Raw genomic sequence first — 21,537 nt, forward strand, 5'->3', positions numbered from 1 at the left:
CGCGCTGCTCGCAATGACTACAAGAGAAGAACTTTATCAAGTCGCACAAAATTGGTTCGACCAAAAAAACTGGAAGCCTTTCAAGTTTCAAAAAGATACTTGGAAAGCTTTCCTACAAGGTAAAAACGGACTGTTAAACGCTCCAACGGGCAGTGGTAAAACTTATGCACTTTGGTTTCCCATTGTCTTAAATTACATCAAGAAAAATCCGCAGTACAAGACCAAACACAAAAAAGGCTTGAAAGCCATTTGGATTACCCCTTTACGGGCACTTTCACAAGAAATCAGGCAATCGGCAGAGCGGGTCACCTCAGATTTAGAAACCCAGATGACCGTAGGCATAAGAACCGGCGATACTACGGCCAAAGAACGGGCAGGACAGAAAAAACAAATGCCCGATCTATTGATTACAACGCCTGAAAGTCTTCAGCTTTTATTGGCTACAAAAGGCTACAATAAGATTTTTAAAGACTGTTCTGCAATCGTGGTTGATGAATGGCATGAACTGTTGGGCACCAAGCGGGGTGTTCAAATGGAACTGGCCCTATCTCGTTTGAAAACCATATCTAAAGACCTTCGTATTTGGGGAATCTCAGCAACAATTGGCAACCTGGACCAAGCTCGGGAAGTACTATTAGGCCCACAAACGGAAGCCTTGGAAAATTCCGTCATGATAAGGGCAAATATCAAAAAGAAAATCAAGGTAAGGAGCATCATTCCCAAAAAGATGGAAACCTTCCCGTGGCGTGGGCACCTAGGACTCCATTTACTGGAAGATGTTGTTCCTATTATCAACAATAGTAAAACCACCCTGTTATTTACCAATACCCGTAGCCAGTGTGAAATATGGTTCCAGAAAATCTTGGAAAAACACCCTGAATATGCGGGGGAGATAGCCATGCACCACGGAAGCATCAACAAAGAAACAAGACTTTGGGTAGAACAGGCCATCAGAAAAGAGAGCCTTAAAGCTGTGGTCTGTACCTCTAGTTTGGACTTGGGTGTGGATTTCGCTCCCGTGGAAACCGTCATACAAATTGGCGGACCAAAGGGCGTAGCCCGTTTTTTACAACGTGCGGGCCGTAGTGGCCACCGCCCCGGAAAGGAAAGTGTCATTCATTTTTTACCTACCCACGCCATGGAACTTATTGAAGCATCCGCATTACAAGTGGCCGTCAAGGATAATGCCGTGGAAGACCGCCTGCCCTACCTCAACAGTTTTGATGTACTCCTTCAGTATTTGACCACTTTGGCCATCTCGGACGGGTTTTATCCCAATGATATTTTTCCTGAAATAAGACGAACTTTTTGCTACCAAGGTATCACCGAAGACCAATGGCAATGGCTATTGAATTTTTTGGTGATGGGCAGCCAAAGCCTAAGCAGTTATGACGAATATAAAAAAGTGGAGGTTGAAGCAGATGGTAAGTTTAAGGTGAATAACCGTGGTATCGCCATGCGCCATCGTTTTCAAATCGGGACAATTGTTGGTGATGCCACTATCACCGTCAAATACCAAACTGGAGGTTATATTGGCTCTATTGAAGAGTATTTTATTTCTAAATTGACACGAGGGGATGTCTTTACATTTGCAGGAAGAAATTTGGAATTCATCCGAATTAAAGGCATGCAGGCGCATGTACGTAACTCCACTAAAAAGACCAATAAGGTTCCTAGTTGGATGGGAGGGCGACTTAGTTTTTCGGCACAGATGTCAGAATTGCTTCGTCAAGAACTATACAAAGCTGCTGCCAATGAGTTGCAAGGTCCGGAATTAAAATCGCTTAAACCTATTTTCGACAAACAGCGGGAAGAAAGTATCGTTCCCACACCTGCGGAATTTTTAATAGAAACCTTTAAGACCAGAGACGGGTACCACCACATATTCTACCCTTTTGAAGGCAGGGCCGTTCATGAGGCTATGAGTAGTTTGCTGTCTTACCGAATTAGTCTGTTGCAACCTATAACGGTCTCCTTGGCATTCAATGATTATGGTTTTGAAATGTTGAGCGATAAGCCCATAGACATTCAAGCGGTTTTGGACAATGATTTGTTCACTACGGATTATATGTTATCCGATTTACAGAAGAGCCTCAACTCCAACGAAATGGCGCGCCGCAAATTTCGCGATATCGCCGTAATTAGCGGTATGGTCTTTACCGGGTATCCTAATAAGGGTATTAAAATGAAGCACCTGCAAAGCAATTCCCAGTTATTATTTGATGTTTTTAAGGATTATGAAGCGGACAATCTACTTTTTCAACAGGCATTCACTGAAACTTTTGAGCATCAATTGGAAGAAGGGCGTTTACGAATGGCCCTTACGCGAATTGAACATCAAACTATTGTCTGGAAGGAATGTTCAAGAGCCACTCCCTTTTCGTTTCCGATTATAACGGACAGACTGCGAGAAAAACTGAGTTCGGAAAAATTGGCCGATCGTATTAAGCGCATGACCAAGATTCTAATGAAAAAATAAGAGCAAAAAAAACCTGCTAATCCTTAGGACTTAGCAGGCAGATTATCTTCAACAAAATAAGCTTATGTTGTGCTCAATCTTATATCATTTCTTTTTGTAAGTCGCTTTATAAACATAAGTGCCATTTTCATCCTGGTCTACAGTTGAAATAGTAAGCTGATCTCCTGAAATTGTATAATCAGCAGTTTCTCCATCAAAGCCATCTTCAGCAGTAAACAATTTACCTGCCTCAATTATTTCCCACTTTCCAGAGAAATTATCATTATCATCTACCACACATTCATTTTCATTATCTTCAGCAGGATCGTAATCTATATATTCAAAAATTCCATCAGATTTAAAAATTACAGTCTCTTCCAAATCACAATTATCCAGTTCAAAGGGGTCGTCATTTTCCGATTCTGAAACAAGCTGCCAAGAGCCTATCAATGCATCTTCTGGGCTTTCTGAACTATCGTCATCACTACATGAAGAAAATAAACCAAGGGTAATTGCACTGAGTAAAATAAAACTTCTTTTCATAAGTAAAGGTTTGGGGTTTTTGTTATTTGATTTTTAACAAAACGGGTCATTCATCCTTTTAGTATCTTTGTTCGTTATGGCCCCATCTTTGGAAATAAAAAAACACCATTTTACCATGCACCCTTCAGGTGCACTTTTTTGGGAGGAAAAATCAACGCTTCTCATAAGTGATGTGCATTTAGGAAAGGTTTCTCATTTTAGAAAATTTGGTGCCGCGGTTCCAAAATATGCGGTACATAAAAATTATATTTTGATGGATGAACTCATCAAAACCTACCAACCTTTCAATGTATGCTTTATGGGAGACCTGTTTCATTCGCACATCAATAAAGAATGGGCACTATTTGAGAATTGGGTGGCAAAAACCCCATCAAAAATCACATTGATTGCCGGCAACCATGACATCATAGCTCCTGAAAGATTTGAAGCATTGGAAATAGACCAATTTGACGAATTAATCGTAGAAGACTTCCTACTTACCCACCACCCTGACGAAAGAGAAGGTTTGTTCAATTTTTGCGGACACATACATCCTGCTATAAAACTGAAGGGTTTTGGGCGTCAACACCTGAGACTCCCCTGTTTTTTCAAAACAAAAAATCAAATGATTTTGCCCGCTTTTGGCGCATTTACGGGAACGTATGTTCTGGAACCTCAAGAAAGTGACCAGATATTCGTAATTGCCGACGACGAGGTCATTAGGGTATAACGTTTATATTGCCTGCCCGTATTAAAAAAGTCCTTTTTAAATGGGATACGATACACTTAAACAGGTTGAGCAGATTACATTTGTCCAAAGCAGAAAAACATGGCCAAAACATACTCCATCCTCAATTTATTTTCGGTAATTGTAGTGATTTTAGTCAATTATGTTTCTCAAGCATTTCGGTTGAATGGAACTACGATAGGAGAAATCAGTGCCAAATATGATAATCTCTTTACTCCTGCGGGATATGCTTTTTCCATTTGGGGGATTATCTTTTTAAGTCTTATCGGCTATTCTATTTTTCAGGTGAAGCGGGCTTTTTTCAGCAAAAAAGAAAGTGACTTTATTAATCAAACGGAATATTGGTTCTTTATCGCCAACATGCTCAATGCGGCATGGGTGCTGGCCTTTGTATTCGATTATACTGGACTATCGGTTTTGATAATGCTTGGAATTCTATTTTCTCTCATTAAAATTATTCTGAATACGAATATGGAAAGATGGGATGCCCCTATTGAAATTATTACTTTCACTTGGTGGCCTATCTGTATCTACAGCGGATGGATTGCGGTAGCAACTATTGCTAATATTTCCGCTTATCTAACGAAATTGGGTTGGAGCGGAGGTTCATTTTCAGAAAAAGTATGGACACTCATACTTCTGGGTATTGCCACGGCGATAAATCTGACCATCACTTGGAAACGGAACATGCGCGAATTTGCACTTGTCGCCGTTTGGGCTTTTATCGCAATATTTGTTAGACACCAAGAAAACTACCAACTGATTGCCTATTCTGCACTTTTTGCATCCGTAATTCTGTTTGTTTCTTCAATGATACATGCCATCAAAAACAAAGACACCAGCCCAGCTCATAAACTCAAGGAACGGCTTAACAATAATTAAGCGCTTAAACCATGGATTTAATATCGTTAGACCATGATGGATACGTAAATATGGTCTTTTTTATTTGATCAGCGGTCATACCTTGGTTAATCGCCATAGCAAATAGATTTATAGTCTCACCAACTTCAGGGCCAATAAGGTGAGCACCAACAATTTCCTGAGTACGCTGATTCAGAAGAATTTTATACGCATATACTGGAGCATTAACACGTTTGGCATTGAACCAATCCGGCACCGACTCAAAATTTACAATCACATTTTTATACCTTCCCTTTGCCTCCTCTTCGGAATAGCCTACAGAAGCTAAATTTGGTAACGTGTACACCACAGAAGGAGTAACCGGTACATCAAACTCATTCTTGTTACCTTCAATAATATTATCTGCTACTATACTTCCTTCTATTCCAGAAAGTGGTGTTAACGGCAAACCTTTATCCGCAACATCTCCACAAGCATATACATTTTCGTTGGTTTTGCTCTGTAGATATGCGTTTGTTTCAATCCCGTTATCGCTAAAGGCTACATTACCATTTTCTAGTTTCAGCTTGGCAATGGCAGGAATACGACCGGCCGTATTAAAAACAGAACGCGTTTTTAATATCTCTGATTTTCCTTTTTTATCGTAAGCGATTTTGTAGTTTTTAGAACCCTTTTTTACGCCTGTAATTTTAGCTCCAAAAATAAATTGGATGCCTAGGTCTTTTGAATAGGAGGTCAATTCTTTTACCAAATCCGCATCAAACGGCTTAAGTGGCCTTTTGCCCGAATCTATTACGGTTACCTTAGCGCCCGCTCTAGCAGCAATATGGGCAAACTCCATACCCACATACCCCGCTCCGATAAAGGTAATGTTCTTAGGAAGCTTCTTTTGACCCAAAAAGTCATCACTTGCCTTTAAATGTTTACTCCCATTAAAATTCAGTTTTCTAGGCTCATACCCTGTTGCAATAACAATCTTGTCCGCTTTTATGGTTTTTCCCTCAACGGATAAAGTCTGTTCATCCAGAAACTCGGGCGATTGATGATATAAGGTGATACCTCTACCCTTTAAATCCTCTTCTGTAGCCTTGGGTACCGGAGAAGTGAAATTTTCTTTAAACTTCATCAACTTTTTCCAGCTCAGATCAGGAATGCTTTTAATTCCCTTACCTAGAAGTTGATTGCTGGTCTCTAATACCTCAGTGGCACCCAACAACACTTTTTTTGGGTCACAGCCCCGGTTGGCACAGGTTCCGCCATATTCGCGCTTATCGGCCATGGCTACACTAAGGCCTGCATCAACACATTTTTTTGCAACCACCTTACCGGCAGTTCCACTTCCTATCACAAATACATCATATTTTTGTTCCTTCATCTGAATCCATTTTTGGCACAACCGTAACCAAACGGCAATCCTTAAATTAGTCAAACAAGTTCCCTTTTTTACCTAAAACCTATTGATGCTACCGCTACAATTGTGAACGCTATACCACGAGGCTCATTAAATTATAGCAATACAACACAAAAAACCGATTAATAGGGTACAAAAACATGAGACGAGTTCGCTACCTTTACACTCACTAAAATGAAAAGGCCTGTTCATTATCAGGTCAAGGTATTATCATCTTGAACGGACCGGTACCATAAAATCCGTTTAAGTTCTTAAAAAACTAACGGTTGACGCAATCTTCTATTCAACAACTGTTTTCTCAGTCTCCGCAAACGCAGAAACTGCAGGACACTATCGCCCAAAAATTCACGGAAAACGCAAAAAATACAGAGTCTATTATTCTAAAAGGCCTTTCCGGCTCTGCGCTGTCATTTACTTTTTCCGATGTGTTTCAAAAAACAAACAGACCCTTTCTGCTCATATTCAATGACAAAGAAGAAGCTGCCTATTACCTGAACGATTTAGAACAGATCATAGGCGATAAAGATGTACTCTTTTATCCTGGAAGTTACCGCAGGCCTTATCAAATAGAAGAAACCGATAATGCCAACGTGCTCTTGCGTGCAGAGGTTCTCAACCGCATCAACTCCAGAAAAAAGCCGGCCATAATCGTCACCTATCCTGATGCTCTTTTTGAAAAAGTTGTCACCCGCCGGGAACTGGAAAAAAATACGCTTAAAGTAAAATTAAATGACACCTTATCACTGGATTTCCTTAACGAGGTGCTTTTTGAGTACAAGTTTAAAAGGGTGGACTTTGTTACGGAACCTGGAGAATTTTCGGTGCGCGGTGGAATCGTAGATGTTTTTTCGTTTTCCAATGATGAGCCATACCGTATAGAATTCTTTGGTGATGAAGTGGATAGCATTCGTACGTTTGATGTGGACACACAACTCTCAACGAGCAAAGTGAAAAAGATAAACGTTATTCCTAACGTAGCCAGTAAATTTCTAGAGGAGAAAAGACAAAATTTTCTTGAGTACGTTTCTTCGGATACCATAATATTCGCTAAAAACACCGATTATATTTTTGACCGTTTGGATGATTTCTTTGGAAAGGCCATAGAAGCTTTTTCTAAACTATCGCAAGACATCAAGCATTTAGAGCCCGAAGCGCTTTTTATGAATTCGGAAAATTTTAAATCACAGTTGAAAGGGTTTGGGCTTATGACCACCGAAGCTTCTACAACCCCCGAATTAATTAGTGGTGCTTTAACCGTTCAATTCAACACCCACCCGCAACCTTCTTTCAACAAGAAATTCGACTTGTTGATTGAAAATCTTAATGCTTATAAAGCACGTGGGTACACCAACTATATTTTTTGCGCCAGTGACCAACAGGCCAAACGTTTTCAGGCCATTTTTGAAGAGGTAAATGAGCAGGTACATTACCAAACCGTTGTAACGCCTATCTTTCAAGGTTTTATTGATGATGACCAAAAACTGGTGTGTTATACGGATCATCAGATTTTTGAACGTTACCATAAATTCAACCTTAAAAACGGGTATGCAAAGAAGCAGGCCATTACCCTAAAAGAGCTGAACAAACTTGAAATTGGGGATTATGTAACCCATATAGATCACGGGATAGGGAAATTTGGTGGACTTCAAAAAATTGATGTAGAAGGCAAAAAGCAGGAAGCCATAAAACTAGTGTACGGCGAGCGCGATATTCTGTATGTGAGTATTCATTCGCTTCATAAAATATCCAAATTCAATGGGAAGGACGGAGCCGTTCCTAAAATTTACAAATTAGGGTCTGCAGCTTGGAAAAAACTCAAGCAAAAGACAAAAACCCGCGTCAAGAAAATTGCTTTTGACCTTATTAAAATTTATGCCAAAAGACGCTTGGAAAAAGGTTTTCAATATGACCCTGACAGCTATTTACAAACAGAATTAGAAGCCTCCTTTATTTACGAAGACACCCCGGACCAAAGCAAGGCTACTGAAGATTTTAAAAGAGACATGGAAAGTGAGCGACCCATGGACCGCCTTATTTGCGGTGATGTTGGGTTTGGAAAAACCGAAGTGGCTATCCGTGCGGCCTTTAAAGCGGTAGACAATGGCAAGCAGGTTGCCGTGCTCGTACCTACTACTATATTGGCATTTCAGCACCATCGTACTTTTGCGGAACGTCTTAAGGAGATGCCCGTAAACGTAGATTACCTGAATCGCTTTAGAACGACAAAAGAACGTAGGGAAACTTTGGAAAAGCTGGAAGCAGGACAAGTAGATATTATCATTGGCACGCACCAATTGGTGAATAAAAACGTGAAATTCAAAGACCTAGGGCTCCTTATCGTTGATGAGGAACAAAAATTCGGGGTTGCGGTCAAAGACAAATTAAAGTCCATTAAAGAAAATGTAGATGTACTAACGTTAACGGCCACTCCTATTCCTAGGACGCTACAATTTAGCTTAATGGCCGCTCGTGATCTTTCGGTCATAAAAACACCCCCGCCCAACCGTTACCCGATTGAAAGTAGGGTCATTCGTTTTGGGGAAGAAGTTATACGGGATGCCGTTCGGTACGAGATAGAACGCGGCGGGCAAATATTTTTCATCCATAACCGCATTGAAAATATCAAAGAAGTAGCAGGTATGATCCAGCGGCTTGTGCCCGATGCCAAAGTAGGCATTGGTCATGGCCAGATGGACGGAAAAAAATTGGAAGCCCTCATGCTCTCCTTTATGAATGGCGAGTTTGATGTACTGGTATCCACCACCATTATAGAAAGTGGCTTGGACGTTACCAATGCCAATACCATTTTCATTAACAACGCTAACAATTTTGGACTGAGCGATCTGCACCAAATGCGCGGCCGTGTGGGGCGTAGCAATAAAAAGGCATTTTGCTATTTTATCACTCCTCCTTATGAATCCATGACCGCAGAAGCCAGAAAACGTATTGAGGCACTGGCCCAGTTTACGGAGTTGGGCAGCGGCTTTAATATTGCCATGAAAGACCTTGAAATTAGGGGTGCCGGCGATCTATTAGGCGGTGAACAAAGTGGGTTTATCAATGAAATTGGATTTGAAACCTATCAAAAAATATTGGGTGAAGCCATAGACGAACTCAAGGAAAACGAATTTAAAGACCTGTATGAAGAGGTAGAAGGTCATAAGGAGAAAGTTTTTGTAAAAGAAACCCAGCTAGATTCTGATTTCCAATTGCTTTTCCCTGATGATTATATCAACAATATTACCGAAAGACTTACTCTTTACACAGATCTGAACGAGATTACGGACGAAGAGAACCTACAAAAATTCGAGGCCCAGTTAATAGACCGTTTTGGAGAGCTTCCTACCGAAGCCGAAGATTTACTGAATTCCGTACGCATCAAATGGATTGCCAATAGCATTGGTATTGAAAAAGTAGTGATGAAGAAGGGAAAACTAATCGGTTACTTTATTTCGGACCAGCAGTCGCATTTTTACCAAAGTCCGGTTTTCACCAGAGTCTTACAATTTGTGCAAAGTCATCCGCAACACTGTAAAATAAAGGAAAAGCAGACCAGAAACGGACTTAGGCTCTTATTGGTCTTTGAGCGAATAACATCCGTAGAAAAAGCATTGAAGGCCATGGCTCCGTTTGATGAAATCGTTGAGCCGGTTTCATAAAATGTTTTAATTAAACTATATTAGTTAGGGCTAAAACTATAGAGTTTTGGCCCTAATTCTTTTGTTTACCAAACAACTTATATGACCATGAAACCAAAAATCTGCTTTAGCCTAGCGGCAACTCTCTTGTTGTGCTTTAACCTCAGTGCCCAACCTAGCAAAGAACTCGTAAACGTGATTGTGACACCGGACCATACGGATTGGACCTACAACGTTGGTGAACGGGCCGAGTTTTCAATCACAGTCTTAAGAAACAACGTACCTCTAAAAAACATCACCATAAATTACACTGTTGAAACCGACCCAGGTTATCGCTCCGTAAAAATATGGAATCAAGGAGAGCTCAAGTTGAAAAATGGTGTTGCAAAAGTAAAATCGAATAAATTCAATGAACCTGGATTTCTGCGCTGTACGGCCAAAGTAATGGTAGATGGCAAAGAATATAGTTCGTACGCCACTGCCGGCTTTTCTCCAGAAAAAATAAAGGCCACGACCACATTACCTTCAGATTTTGAAGCCTTTTGGAACAAGGGTAAGGAAGAACTAGCCAAGATTCCTATGAATGCTGTTCTTACATTAATGCCAGAACGATGCACGGACAAAGTGAACGTGTACCACGTACGATTGGACAATATAAAAGGTAAGATTTACGGTATTCTTTGCACTCCCAAAAAAGAAGGAAAGTACCCTGCTATTTTGCATGTTCCGGGAGCAGGTATTCGACCCTATTATGGTGAGGTAGACGAAGCAGCCCTAGGTTTTGTCACCTTTACCATTGGTATTCATGGTATACCCGTAAACCTTGACACTCAAGTGTATGATGACTTACGAGCCGGAGCTTTAAGTAACTACAACACCATGAATTTAGACGATAAAGAAAATACGTATTACCATAGGGTTTACCTTGGCTGTATACGCGCTGTAGATTTTCTGGAAAGTGTATCCAATTTTAATGGCGAGGATATTGCCGTTACCGGAGGAAGCCAAGGAGGTGCCTTGTCTATAGTAACTGCAGGACTTGATGACCGTATTGACTATCTGGCTGCATTCTACCCAGCATTAAGCGACCTTACCGGATTTTTACATGGCCGTGCCGGTGGATGGCCACAGCTATTTGTTGATGACTTTACGAACAAATCAGAAAAAATTGAAGTTTCAAAGTACTACGACGTTGCCAATTTTTCACGTTTCGTAAAAGCAGAAGGTTGGTATAGTTGGGGCTACAATGACAATGTTTGTCCGCCCGCTTCTACCTATTCGGCATACAATCTTATTCCGGCCAAGAAAGAACTTCACGTTTTTCAGGAAACCCGTCACTGGACATTTCCGGAACAACATGAACTCAAAAACAAATGGTTGTTTTCAAAGTTAAGAGACTAGTCAAAATTCTTGCAATTGCCTATCTTTAAGCACACAGAAAAAACACTACTATGAAAATAAGGTTTCTACTAGTTCTCTTCATTTTTACGGGAGCTTTGGCGTCACATGCCCAAAATGCCGATTCACTTTACTTTAGACAGCATTATGACTTAAAGGAATACCGCATTCCTATGCGTGACGGAGCTGAGCTTTTTACGGCGGTCTATACCCCTAAGGATAAATCCAAGGACTATCCTATTTTACTCAACCGCACATGCTATAATGCCAGTCAGTATTCAAACTTCAACTACAGTAGTTACCCTTCTAGATATTTAATTGAGGACGGTTATATTTTAGCTTTTCAAGATGTTAGAGGAAGATATATGTCCGATGGTGAGTTTGACAACATGCGCCCTAATATCCCGGGAAACAATCGTAGGAACAAAAAAGATATTGATGAAAGTTCTGACACTTACGACACCATTGATTGGATGATAAAGAAAATAAAGGGCAATAATGGCCGTGTTGGTATGTATGGTATTTCATATCCGGGACACTATACTGCTGCTGGAATGATAGATGCACACCCCGCTCTCAAAGCATCTTCTCCCCAAGCCCCAATTGCCGATTTTTTCTTTGATGATTTTCACCATCAAGGAGCTTATTTAGAAAGTTACACCGCCGCATTTGCCGTGTTCGGATATCAAAAAGACAGCCTTACCAGAGACCCTTGGTACATGGATAAATTAATGCGTCTGTATGGCAACCCAGCTGCTGATGCCTATGATTTTTATCTGAAATTAGGACCTCTTAAGAACATCACAAAAAACTATCATCACGACAACTTTTTCTGGAACCAGATTGTTGAACACCCCAATTATGATGAATTCTGGCAAAAAAGAAATATCCTTCCTCACCTAAAGGATATTGATCATGCAGTAATGACCGTTGGAGGATGGTTTGATGCTGAAGACCTTTACGGACCTTTAAACATCTACAAAACCGTTGAAGCCACTAGTCCAAAAGCCAAGAACAGCATTGTAATGGGCCCCTGGGATCATGGTGGATGGGCTAGAGAAAAAGGCAAAACCGTACACAACCACATTTATTTTGGTGATAGCATTTCTTCCTTTTATCTAAAAAATATTGAACGAAAGTTCTTTGCACATCATTTAAAAGAAGATGGTCCGGACACCCTTCCGGAAGCCTATATGTTTGATACTGGAGCTAAAAAATGGGAGACTTTTGATACTTGGCCACCAAAAGAAATTGAGCCTATTAGTCTCTATTTTGGTGAAAACGGACAGCTAAGCATCAATGAACCAATTGATAAAAAGGCGGTTTTTGAATACACTAGCGATCCAAAAAAGCCAGTTCCATACACATCACAAATAGAAGGGTTGACATTCACTCCAAGAAGATATATGTCCGATGATCAGAGACAAGCTTCAAGAAGACCGGACGTACTAACTTTTGAGACGGATGTTCTTGAAGATGACCGGGTTTTGGCAGGTGAAATTATGGCTAAGCTTAAAGTAGCCATGACCGGTACGGATGCCGATTTTATAGTAAAACTGATAGATGTTTATCCTAACGACCATGAAAATTACGAACACAATCCGGATAACATTATCATGGGTGGCTACCAGCAACTGGTACGTGCAGAAGTTTTTAGAGGGAGATTCAGGAATAGCTTTGAGCATCCAGAACCATTTATACCTGGTGAGCCAAGTGACGTTAACTTTAGATTGCAGGATATACTGCACACGTTTAAAAAAGGGCATCGTATAATGATTCAGATTCATAGTACTTGGTTTCCTTATATAGACCGTAATCCTCAGAAATACGTTGACAATATTTATAAAGCCAATGAAGATGATTTTATTAAGTCTACTATTAAAGTATTTGGCTCCTCGTCAGTAGAAGTAGGCGGTACGCAGGATTGTTGCGCACCTGAACCGTTTCGTACTGCGAACGAAAATCCAATAAAAGACTAGGGTATCGCTCCAAAACTGATACTTTTGTGGTATCATTTTTGGAGCATTTATATCATGAAAAAAATTCTAGTCGTATTTACGCTGCTTTTTGCGTTTTTTGCACAGGCACAACATAGCATTTCCGGAACTTTTACACCTGCCAGCAAATACAAGTATTTATTGGCTTATAAGCTAAAACCGGGCTCACAGTCCTTTATTGCAAATACGTCTATTAAAGATGGTAAGTTCACATTGCAAATACCTGAAAACGCCAGTCCGGGCATGTACCGCTTGGTTTATGCGGTTCCTCAAGACGAGTTTTATTTTGATGTCATTTACAATGGCCAAGAAAATATAGAACTAGCTTTTGATGAAAACCAGGGCGTTTCCTTCATTTCTTCAAAAGAAAATAAAATCATGGACTCCTACTTCCGAGCAATTGGCTCATTAGTAGAAGAGTTGGTAGATTTTTATGTGGAAGGAAAATCCGATAAGAAAGAATTCAAGGAATGCACGGAGCAACTAACTGCCACCCAAGAAGCCTATGAAGAGCAGGCCAAAAATCTAATGGTAGAGCACTTTATTAAAGCCAATAAACCTTACGTTCCCTCTCAGTTTGAAACCGTTCAGGAATATATAGCCCATAAAAAAGAGCATTATTTTGATTACCTAAAAGTAGACAACAAAATTCTACAAGCTTCTGATTTTTTAACCGATAAACTCAAAAACTACGTATTTACGGCCTTACCTGCAAAACAATTGTCTGCCGCAGAAACGGAAAAAGCAATCCAGGCCAATATTAAAAAAGTGAACACCCAATTGGCCCCAGTTGCTGATGCCTATAAGTTTGATGTATTCTATAACATATGGAAAATGAGTTCCAATGGTGGGCTACACGAAACTACGGATTTTGTTTACAACAACTATTTAGAGTCTCTTATCCCCGCTTGCAGTGACCCCAATAAAGCTCAGACCCTAGCTGCTCAGCACCGCTTGCGAATTGGCGCGAAAGCACCGGAATTGGAATGGACCACGGGCAATGTCCAAAAGAAATTAAGCACTATTGAAGGAACAGAAAAGTATCTACTGGTTTTCTGGAGCAGCACCTGCTCGCACTGTTTAAAAGAGCTTCCCCAACTTCATAAAGAACTAAAACAGTACAAAACCATAAAGGTTATTGCCGTAGGTTTGGAAGACGATACTACTACATGGACACCTGAATCTGCCAAACTACCAAATTTTGAACATGTCATTGCCCTAGGCAGATGGGAAAGCAAATATGCAAGACTGTATGACATAAGCCATACTCCCACATATTTCTTGTTGGATTCTGATAAGCGCATTATTGCTAAACCAGAGAGCGATAAAGATGTAGTAGAACTACTAAAAAAATAACCCTTTTAAAGGGTTTTTAAGTCTTTTATGGTCTTGAAAGCTACATCTACCTGCTTGTCATCTACTAGGATAGTAAATTCGTTTGTTGTGGATATTACTTCATATAGTACTATTCCCTCCCAAGCTAAGCGCTGAAAGATAAAGTAATAAATTCCAGGAACGGATACGTTCTCAGCAGGAAGCTTTACTGTTATAGATGACAGGTTCTTGGCCTTTTGAGTACACTTTTCATTCTTAAAAAGCTCCTCTACCGTACCATCCAGACTATTACTTACTACAATATTCAGTTCATTTACACCACGCGAAGACGTGTAAAATACATCTTTGTTCTTATTTACCTCTTCTAACAGTTGGGTCTGGTTCTCAAGAATGGACTCAGAGACCAAAAATGTAAAATCGGTGAGCGAAGAACGCACCGTAATCTCACCAATATTTTTTAAAACCTTTATGATTTTGTGGGTTGCCCTAAACTCTAAATCATCCGATAAACGTTTTAAGGCCATAACAATCGCTCCGTTGCGAATGTCTTTTCCTAACTCATTTTCAATTTCGGGTTTTACAATCCTTGAAAGTGACGTTAAATTTATGATGCCCTGTGCCAACGCACTTTGCAAGAAAGGCTTCTTTTTAATGTACTGTTCCACTACGGAAGAAATCGTTTTCATGGGTTCACAAGTATTGGTTGCTGAGCAAAAATAACATATTGTTATAAATAAAACAAATTGTGTTGTAATCTTCTTTCTTAAAATTTTTGCAACCCCAGTTTTTGCCCTAAAAATGGGAAGTATCCCATGGTTTTAGATTTTGGAAAAACATTAAAAATGGTAAAAAGCACTTTCCAAATGTTCAATTTTAAAGATTTTACTGTTCTTTAAAATGGTAATTACATCAAAACGAACTTCTACATCTAGGTCATTTTCAACAATGTAGTTATCCGCAGCGGCAACAAGCAGCTTTATTTTTTTAGGGGTTATCGTTTCCGCTATTGGTATAATTTGGTCGTTACTACGGGCACGCACCTCAACTATGGCCAATACATTTTCCTTTTGGGCTATTATATCAATTTCCGCTTTTAAATAACAATAATTTTTATAGAGGATATCATATCCGTTCTCAAGCAGAAAGTCGGCAGCCAATTTCTCCCCTTCTTTGCCAAATTCATTATGTTTTCCCATAAAACCACCTGTAAATCTTAATAAAACGTGTCATTCGTCGAAAAGTCGCGTAAAACAACATCAAAAATTGGATTGCGCTCGTAAATGAAACAACAGTACATCGAAAATACCAGAAAAGACATACTATCCAAAATCTTTGTGCGTTAAGAACTAGCCCCAAACACATGAAACGGTTCTTTAAAGCCTACGAAAATTATGGAATATTTTGTTAACTGTAATACGGCGCCATTGGCACCGTATACAACTCCCTTAGACAGAAATAGGGCGGCTCATCTGTACAGAAGACTCGGTTTTAGTGCCTCTACAGAGACCATTGACCAAGCCGTTGGTTCTACAGCAGAGACCATAGTAAACTCCCTAATGAACCAAGCGCAAAGCGCAGCACTTATTCCAGCTCCCGAATGGGCAGATTGGAACGGTAGTAACTATCCAGAAGACGACACCCAAAGAAATCAGTTAAAACGAACCCAGGAAACAGATTTTAGTTTGGCCTATGCCAAAGACTTACTGAACAACAACCTGCGTGATCGTATGAGCTTCTTTTGGAGCAACCATTTTGTTACCGAGTTGGATATTTATGAATGCACCCCTTATCTATATTACTACGTAAACTGTTTGCAACGTAATGCCCTTGGCAATTTTAAAACGTTCGTGAGTGAAATTGGGCTTACGGATGCCATGCTCTATTATTTAGATGGAGTTTACAACAACGGCTACAACCCCAATGAAAACTATGCCCGTGAACTTTATGAGCTTTTTACCCTTGGAGAAGGAAACAATTATACCGAAGAAGATATTATAGAAACCGCACGCGCCCTCTCCGGTTACGTAGAACGTGGTGAATTGGGTTGTGAAAAGGTAACTTTTGATGCGGAACGCCATGATGCCGACAGCAAAACGATTTTTGGACAGGCGGGCAATTGGGGATACGACGATGTTATTGATATCCTATTTGAACAACGGCCTAATGAAATAGCGGAATTTATATGCAGAAAATTATACGAGTTTTTCGTGCACCCGGACTCACAGGACAGTGCAGGTAACGCCCAGACTATAATTTCCGGCATGGCAACAACATTTATTGCCAATGATTTTGAAATTGCTCCGGTACTTTCCCAATTATTCAAAAGTCAACACTTCTTTGACGATGAAGCTATCGGGGTAATTATTAAAAGTCCTTTTGATTTTTATTTCAACTTACTAAAAGAAAGTAGTTTTAATTATGATGATACGGTTCTAGCCAGTCTTATAAACTATAGCGGACTCCTTAGTCAGCGTATGTTTGACCCCTTTGATGTGGCCGGTTGGCAACGAAACCGTTCTTGGATCAACACCAATTTTATGATTGGCCGGTGGTTGACCATAGAAACTATTTTGGAAGACTTTTTTAATGCCGATGATGAGCAGTTCAGAGCCTTGGGGCTCTCCATATCCGGTAATGACGGACTCACCAGTAACAACCCTGATATTGTAGCCAGACCAATTATAGATTTTGTTCTTCCAAAAGGCCTGTTGAACGAATCTGAATACGAAAAGGCATACACTATTTTTAGAAGTGACATCCAACCGCAATATTATGAGGGAGGAAGCACACCAACTTGGACTTTGGCCACGGCAATGGAAGGACCAAGCCAAGTATATCTACTCTTACAATATTTAGCCAGACAACCTGAATTTCAACTAAAGTAAACCTACTACTATGTGCGACAATCATCATAATCATCCCCATAAAGGCATAGAACACGACGGTCATGACCAAGAACATAAAACTTGGAGCAGACGTTCATTTTTACAAGCATTGGGCATTGCCGGTTCAGGTTCAATGATGCTGGGCAGTAACTTGCTTACCGCTTCTGCGCCATCACCGTTAACATCGGCCATAGCAAATGCGGAAACCGATAAAATTTTAATCTTGATTAGGCTTTCCGGTGGTAACGACGGCCTTAGCACGGTTATTCCAATTGAACAATTTGATTCGTACGCCAACGCAAGGCCAAATATCTATATTCCAGAAAGTAAGGTTTTAAAACTTACAGATGAATTTGGTGTCCCTTCCTATATGAAATCTTTAGAACCCATGTGGGGAAAAGGTCAGTTTAAGGCGGTTCATGGTGTAGGCTACGAAGGCCAGAGTCTATCTCATTTTACGGGATCCGATGTTTTTGCAAATACCGATTTAACCTCAACAGGTTTTAGCGGACTAAATACAGGTTGGATGGGAAGGCATTTTGAGGAATGCTTCCCAGATTATCTAATTTCTCCCCCACCCGCTCCGGCGGCCATCCAAATTGGTCAGTTTGGCAGTTTGGTTTTTCAAGGAGACGAAACCAACTATGCGTTTGTTACTTCAAATGTGGAACAACTAGAAGAGATCGCAGAATCTGGTGTTCGCTACGGTCTTGAGCAGGAACTATTTAACGACTGTATGTATGGAGACCAATTGAAATTTTTGAGAGGTGTTGCCAATACCACATATGAATATTCAGGTGTAATACATGACGCTTGGTCACGAGGCCAAAACCAAGTGGAATATCAGAAAAACAGCTTTGCTAGGCAGTTGGCCCTTTTAGCTAGATTGATAAAAGGAAATTTAGGTACAAAGGTCTATATGATTTCCATGGGTGGTTTTGACACACACGGTAATCAACCTTTAGCCCACGAACGCCTAATGAGCACCCTATCTATTGCCATTGACAATTTTTATGAAGATTTGGCTTATACGGAACAGGATGATAACGTTCTTAGTATGACCTTCTCCGAGTTTGGAAGGCGTATTTTTGAAAATGGCTCCAATGGTACCGACCATGGCAAGGCCGCACCAACACTTTTCTTTGGTCCCGGTCTACAGGGCAGTGCCTTTGTTGGCGAGCACCCTACGCTAGACAATCCGGATGGAAGAGGTAACTTGGAATACACTATGGATTTTAGAGACCTATATGCCACGGTTTTGGCAGAATGGCTCTGTGTGCCTATACCGTTAGTAGAACAACATTTATTGGGGCATACCTATGCTCCGGTAAATCTAGGATTTAATTGTAGCGGCACGGATTTTCCGGACATTGTATATAGCGATGGGGAACCAACCATACCAACATCTCCGGATGGTGGATTAACGGACAAACCGGTAATTCCTAATAGGGAAGAATTAAATGCCATAGTCCATAAACCGTTCTATCCTTCGGAAAACACGCCGCATATCTACCTAGAAATGCCCGTTACGGCACATGTAGACATCCAGCTTTTTAATATTATTGGACAAAAAGTAGGAACCATTAGCAACGCTATTATGTCCGAGGGAGTAAATGAGATAAACATTAAAGAAAACATTCCCGGGCATTTGGCCGCAGGCAAATATATTTACCGCATTCAAGTGCAGCAACATAAAATGAGTAAATCGGTTATGGTAGCATAACCATTACCAAATTCAGCTTATAAAAAAAACCTTCGCTATGAATTTCCCATTCGCGAAGGTTTCTTATATCCAATGTATTTTTATCAAGTAAGCTTAGATTTATTCTTGGTCTTGAAAGATAGTTCTTTTGAGATGCGGGAAGCTTTGTTTTTGTACAGACGGGTTACGTCCTCAGTATCCACTTCACTTTTTATCGATTCAATACTCTTTTTAATTTTTTCTAGGTTCTTTAAATTCTGGGGGTTAATTGTACTCATAGTTAATAGTTTAGGTTAATGCTTATTAATAAAACCAAATAGAACGGAAATTAGTATACATCTTCGGCAAACCGCACAGCTACATCACTCCTGCCTAAAATCATTGTTTTTAACCTCACTATTTTCATTCCACATTCCACTTGTGTAATGCAGTGCAAAATCAGTACTTTTGCACCCTAATTCATAATCAATGGCCCAGAAGCTAACACAACCAGAGAGATATACAATTACAGCCGCTTTGCCTTATACAAATGGCCCAATACATATTGGTCATTTGGCAGGTGTTTATGTGCCCGCAGATATTTATGCACGTTACTTACGTTTAAACGGAAACGATGTTGCCTTTGTTTGCGGTAGTGACGAGCACGGTGTAGCTATCTCTATGAAAGCGAAAAAAGAAGGTATTACACCAAAAGAGGTCATTGACAAGTATGATGGTATCATCCGTAAATCGTTTGAAGATTTTGGGGTTACTTTTGATAATTATTCGCGTACCTCTAGGGAAATTCATCATAAAACAGCCTCCGACTTTTTTGTAAAGCTATACGAGCAAGAAGGTTTTATTGAAGAAACCACCGCTCAACTTTATGATGAAGAGGCAAAACAGTTTTTGGCAGACCGCTTTGTAGTGGGCACTTGCCCTAAGTGTGGGCATGAAGAAGCTTATGGAGACCAATGTGAAAATTGCGGTTCTACTTTGAATGCAACCGATCTTATCAATCCAAAATCTACCATTACCGGTACCGTACCTACCACCAAAGAAACCAAACACTGGTTCTTACCGTTGGACCGTTATGAAGACTTCTTGAAAGAGTGGATATTGGAAGGCCATAAATCCGATTGGAAACCCAATGTATACGGACAATGTAAAAGTTGGATAGATGACGGATTAAAACCACGTGCTGTAACCAGAGATTTGGATTGGGGCATTCCCGTACCTGTTGAAGGTGGTGAGGGCAAAGTGCTTTACGTTTGGTTTGATGCGCCCATAGGCTACATTTCCTCTACTAAAGAATGGGCAGAACGAGAAGGTAAAGACTGGGAGCCATACTGGAAAGATGAAAACACCAAACTGGTTCATTTTATAGGAAAGGACAATATCGTTTTTCACTGTATTATATTCCCTGCTATTCTAAAAGCCCACGGCGGTTATATTTTACCTGAAAATGTTCCTGCCAACGAATTCCTGAATTTAGAAGGTAACAAACTTTCTACTTCCAAGAACTGGGCGGTATGGTTGCATGAATATTTAGAGGAATTCCCTGATATGCAGGATGTACTTCGGTATACTTTGACCGCGAATGCTCCCGAAACCAAGGATAACGATTTTACATGGAAAGATTTCCAAGCCAGGAACAACAATGAGTTGGTTGCCATTTTTGGAAACTTTATTAACCGTGTAGTGGTCTTGACCAATAAATATTATGAAGGCATTGTTCCATCACCTTCCGGATTTACGGATGTAGACAAAGAAACTTTAGAACAGCTTCAAAAATACCCTGAAATTATTTCCAGTTCAATTGAGCGGTACCGTTTTAGGGAAGCCGGCCAAGAATTGATGAACCTGGCACGCCTAGGAAATAAGTACCTGGCGGATGAAGAACCGTGGAAAGTAATTAAGCAAGATGAGGAGCGTGTAAAAACGATTATGTTCGTAGCACTTCAGATTGCCACGGGCCTATCCGTATTAAGTGAACCATTTTTACCCTTTACTTCAGAAAAACTTAAAAATATATTAGCCGTTAATTCAGAGGAAGCCGTTTCTTCCTGGGCAGAAGTTTCAACCAAAGAAACATTACTCCCTGCCGACCATAAAATAAATAAAGCCGAGCTACTTTTTAGAAAAATAGAAGATAGCGAAATACAAGCTCAGTTAGACAAACTGGAAGCTACTAAAAAAGCAAACGAAAACGCGAACAAAGAACTTATGCCACAAAAAGACACCATTACTTTTGACGACTTTACAAAATTAGACATGCGCGTTGGCACCATTGTAGAGGCAGAAAAAATGCCAAAAGCCAAAAAGTTGTTGGTATTAAAAGTAGATACCGGTTTAGATACCAGAACTATTGTTTCCGGTATTGCGGAGAGTTTTACGCCAGAAGAAATTGTTGGTAAAAAAGTAACCGTTCTCATCAACTTGGCACCACGTGCATTGCGCGGTGTTGAAAGTGAAGGTATGATTCTTATGACCGAAAACGAAGAGGGCAAATTGGTTTTTGTAAACCCAGATGAAGAGGGTGTTGGTAATGGGGAAGGAATAAGTTAGAACTTTTTCCACTCTTGATTTTACATTGCACTAAC

At 40.2% G+C, this 21,537-nt stretch carries 15 protein-coding genes; 10 read left to right on the plus strand and 5 right to left on the minus strand.

The annotated features are described in order from the left end of the window. Positions 1-13: 13 nt before the first annotated feature. Positions 14-2,479 (plus strand): ligase-associated DNA damage response DEXH box helicase, encoded by a 2,466-nt coding sequence (locus SJY45_RS11580; RefSeq protein ID WP_400070843.1) that lies wholly within the window; start codon positions 14-16, stop codon positions 2,477-2,479. 84 nt (positions 2,480-2,563) lie between these two features. Here the strand turns inward: SJY45_RS11580 and SJY45_RS11585 are convergent, their stop codons facing one another. Beyond that, entirely contained in the window at positions 2,564-3,001 is a 438-nt protein-coding gene (locus SJY45_RS11585) for a lipocalin family protein (protein ID WP_400070845.1), read from the minus strand. Positions 3,002-3,077: 76 nt separating this feature from the next. On the opposite strand from SJY45_RS11585, the gene pdeM reads away from it, so the two are divergent. Then, positions 3,078-3,710 carry a ligase-associated DNA damage response endonuclease PdeM gene (gene pdeM / locus SJY45_RS11590; RefSeq protein ID WP_400070847.1) on the plus strand — a complete coding sequence of 211 codons (633 nt, stop codon included), beginning with the start codon at positions 3,078-3,080 and terminating at the stop codon, positions 3,708-3,710. Between the two features lie 99 nt (positions 3,711-3,809). Continuing rightward, a complete protein-coding gene (locus SJY45_RS11595) occupies positions 3,810-4,610 on the plus strand; it encodes a tryptophan-rich sensory protein (RefSeq protein WP_400070849.1) in 801 nt (266 codons plus the stop codon). 4 nt (positions 4,611-4,614) lie between these two features. Here the strand turns inward: SJY45_RS11595 and SJY45_RS11600 are convergent, their stop codons facing one another. Further along, positions 4,615-5,964, minus strand: a complete 1,350-nt coding sequence (locus tag SJY45_RS11600; RefSeq protein WP_400070851.1) for a dihydrolipoyl dehydrogenase family protein — start codon at positions 5,962-5,964, stop codon at positions 4,615-4,617. A gap of 302 nt (positions 5,965-6,266) precedes the next feature. Here SJY45_RS11600 and mfd point away from each other — a divergent pair, with 302 nt between their 5' ends. From mfd to SJY45_RS11620, 4 genes are all read left to right on the plus strand, one after another. Beyond that, a complete protein-coding gene (gene mfd, locus SJY45_RS11605; protein ID WP_400070853.1) occupies positions 6,267-9,659 on the plus strand; it encodes a transcription-repair coupling factor in 3,393 nt (1,130 codons plus the stop codon). Between the two features lie 81 nt (positions 9,660-9,740). Beyond that, entirely contained in the window at positions 9,741-11,039 is a 1,299-nt protein-coding gene (locus SJY45_RS11610; protein WP_400070855.1) for an acetylxylan esterase, read from the plus strand. A 50-nt stretch (positions 11,040-11,089) separates the two neighbouring features. Continuing rightward, entirely contained in the window at positions 11,090-13,015 is a 1,926-nt protein-coding gene (locus tag SJY45_RS11615; RefSeq protein ID WP_400070857.1) for a CocE/NonD family hydrolase, read from the plus strand. Positions 13,016-13,069: 54 nt separating this feature from the next. Further along, on the plus strand, positions 13,070-14,389 hold the full coding sequence (locus tag SJY45_RS11620) for a TlpA family protein disulfide reductase (RefSeq protein ID WP_400070859.1): 1,320 nt from the start codon (positions 13,070-13,072) through the stop codon (positions 14,387-14,389). Between the two features lie 5 nt (positions 14,390-14,394). Here SJY45_RS11620 and SJY45_RS11625 read toward each other — a convergent pair whose 3' ends face one another. Then, entirely contained in the window at positions 14,395-15,054 is a 660-nt protein-coding gene (locus tag SJY45_RS11625; RefSeq protein WP_215437488.1) for an aspartate kinase, read from the minus strand. 150 nt (positions 15,055-15,204) lie between these two features. Beyond that, complete coding sequence (locus SJY45_RS11630; RefSeq protein ID WP_400070861.1) at positions 15,205-15,564, minus strand: YraN family protein; 360 nt, start codon at positions 15,562-15,564, stop codon at positions 15,205-15,207. A 195-nt stretch (positions 15,565-15,759) separates the two neighbouring features. On the opposite strand from SJY45_RS11630, the gene SJY45_RS11635 reads away from it, so the two are divergent. Next, positions 15,760-17,253 (plus strand): DUF1800 family protein, encoded by a 1,494-nt coding sequence (locus SJY45_RS11635; protein ID WP_400070863.1) that lies wholly within the window; start codon positions 15,760-15,762, stop codon positions 17,251-17,253. A gap of 10 nt (positions 17,254-17,263) precedes the next feature. Continuing rightward, complete coding sequence (locus tag SJY45_RS11640) at positions 17,264-18,976, plus strand: DUF1501 domain-containing protein (RefSeq protein WP_400070865.1); 1,713 nt, start codon at positions 17,264-17,266, stop codon at positions 18,974-18,976. Positions 18,977-19,059: 83 nt separating this feature from the next. On the opposite strand, the gene SJY45_RS11645 is transcribed toward SJY45_RS11640, so the two are convergent. Further along, complete coding sequence (locus tag SJY45_RS11645) at positions 19,060-19,233, minus strand: hypothetical protein (RefSeq protein ID WP_400070867.1); 174 nt, start codon at positions 19,231-19,233, stop codon at positions 19,060-19,062. Positions 19,234-19,423: 190 nt separating this feature from the next. On the opposite strand from SJY45_RS11645, the gene metG reads away from it, so the two are divergent. Continuing rightward, positions 19,424-21,502 (plus strand): methionine--tRNA ligase, encoded by a 2,079-nt coding sequence (gene metG / locus SJY45_RS11650; protein WP_400070869.1) that lies wholly within the window; start codon positions 19,424-19,426, stop codon positions 21,500-21,502. Positions 21,503-21,537 lie beyond the last annotated feature (35 nt).

The organism is Zobellia russellii, assembly GCF_044597075.1.
GTDB classification, from domain to species: domain Bacteria; phylum Bacteroidota; class Bacteroidia; order Flavobacteriales; family Flavobacteriaceae; genus Zobellia; species Zobellia russellii.

What these genes read in the sequence shown, in the direction of transcription:
- SJY45_RS11580 (WP_400070843.1), top strand. Translation starts at nt 14, where the DNA reads ATGACTACAAGAGAAGAACTTTATCAAGTCGCACAAAATTGGTTCGAC.
- SJY45_RS11585 (WP_400070845.1), bottom strand. Translation starts at nt 3,001, where the DNA reads ATGAAAAGAAGTTTTATTTTACTCAGTGCAATTACCCTTGGTTTATTT.
- pdeM (WP_400070847.1), top strand. Translation starts at nt 3,078, where the DNA reads ATGGCCCCATCTTTGGAAATAAAAAAACACCATTTTACCATGCACCCT.
- SJY45_RS11595 (WP_400070849.1), top strand. Translation starts at nt 3,810, where the DNA reads ATGGCCAAAACATACTCCATCCTCAATTTATTTTCGGTAATTGTAGTG.
- SJY45_RS11600 (WP_400070851.1), bottom strand. Translation starts at nt 5,964, where the DNA reads ATGAAGGAACAAAAATATGATGTATTTGTGATAGGAAGTGGAACTGCC.
- SJY45_RS11610 (WP_400070855.1), top strand. Translation starts at nt 9,741, where the DNA reads ATGACCATGAAACCAAAAATCTGCTTTAGCCTAGCGGCAACTCTCTTG.
- SJY45_RS11615 (WP_400070857.1), top strand. Translation starts at nt 11,090, where the DNA reads ATGAAAATAAGGTTTCTACTAGTTCTCTTCATTTTTACGGGAGCTTTG.
- SJY45_RS11620 (WP_400070859.1), top strand. Translation starts at nt 13,070, where the DNA reads ATGAAAAAAATTCTAGTCGTATTTACGCTGCTTTTTGCGTTTTTTGCA.
- SJY45_RS11625 (WP_215437488.1), bottom strand. Translation starts at nt 15,054, where the DNA reads ATGAAAACGATTTCTTCCGTAGTGGAACAGTACATTAAAAAGAAGCCT.
- SJY45_RS11630 (WP_400070861.1), bottom strand. Translation starts at nt 15,564, where the DNA reads ATGGGAAAACATAATGAATTTGGCAAAGAAGGGGAGAAATTGGCTGCC.
- SJY45_RS11635 (WP_400070863.1), top strand. Translation starts at nt 15,760, where the DNA reads ATGGAATATTTTGTTAACTGTAATACGGCGCCATTGGCACCGTATACA.
- SJY45_RS11640 (WP_400070865.1), top strand. Translation starts at nt 17,264, where the DNA reads ATGTGCGACAATCATCATAATCATCCCCATAAAGGCATAGAACACGAC.
- SJY45_RS11645 (WP_400070867.1), bottom strand. Translation starts at nt 19,233, where the DNA reads ATGAGTACAATTAACCCCCAGAATTTAAAGAACCTAGAAAAAATTAAA.
- metG (WP_400070869.1), top strand. Translation starts at nt 19,424, where the DNA reads ATGGCCCAGAAGCTAACACAACCAGAGAGATATACAATTACAGCCGCT.